This window comes from Vibrio sp. OPT46 (assembly GCF_015163535.1).
Lineage (GTDB): Bacteria > Pseudomonadota > Gammaproteobacteria > Enterobacterales > Vibrionaceae > Vibrio > Vibrio alginolyticus.
This window is the reverse complement of record NZ_JADDYG010000005.1, coordinates 494-1,463: the sequence shown is the minus strand read 5'-3', so window position 1 is coordinate 1,463 and position 970 is coordinate 494. Positions and strand designations below refer to the sequence as shown.

Sequence of the window (970 nt, the reverse complement as noted above, 5' to 3'; positions counted from 1 at the left end):
TTGTCAATTCACCTATGGAAGCATGACAATAACAGCTTCCACCTTAAGGGTATTTGGGTTGATAAACGCTATATGCTACTTACTGGGAATAACCTAAACCCACGTGCTTGGTCACTCGACCTAGAAAATGGGCTACTCATACAAGACAATTATGCGAAGCTCACTGAGAAGTTTGAAGACGAAGTTTCGCGTATTCTTGAGCATACTCACCTTATCTGTACTTATAAGCAATTAGAGAAAGTAGAAGACTATCCTATAGGGGTACAGCGACTGGTCAGAAAAATCACCCGCCTAAAGGCAGATGGTGTTTTAAAACGTATTCTTTAGACATCATTTCTCGCTCTAAAGTACGTCGAGATTTTTATACTAAGCCAACCGCTTTAGCAGTTGGCTTTTTCATATAATCCATTTGGAATACTTAACTATTTTCTAGTACCGCTAGTGAGCACATAACCACTTAGATCTAGAGCGATTCTCTTAATGGATTTGAGCTTTGACGTTTGTGAGTATTCCGCATAGCTTACAGCCTCGAGCTAAGCTACCCCTCTCTGTTTTGGCGCTTCTTACCCCTTGGCGATATATTTTTTCTGAGACTCATCAAATGTTCAGCGTCGAAAATCATCACCTCGCTAATGAAGAGCTCCTTCAATCTTTCACCTTCCAATTCTTTTCAAGTCGTTTGATTTTTGAGCCAGGAGAGATTGGGGTATATATGACGCTTTTCTGGATTATGCGCACAGCTCGTTTTTTCTTTCTCATCAAGATTCAAGCCGTTGAACGCCTTTGAATACCATAGATTACTTAGGCTTGTTCGTAGGTCATATTGTCTTTCCACAGCATCACCGGCCTATAATTAATTAAAGCCTAGTGTGTAATCACGCAGAGTTCGCTTAGTAGGGATTATGGGGAGTAGTCTAGTTAGGTGTAAACACACTTCAGGGAAACGCCGCAGTAGAAACGAAAAAAGCCC

The 970-nt window shown here is 41.0% G+C and carries 1 protein-coding gene; it reads left to right on the top strand.

Translation table 11 applies throughout. From position 1 onward, the window contains the following. Positions 1 to 327: phospholipase D-like domain-containing protein (locus IQR33_RS00055; RefSeq protein WP_228013689.1), on the top strand; the 327-nt coding region annotated here is incomplete at its 5' end. Positions 328 to 970 lie beyond the last annotated feature (643 nt).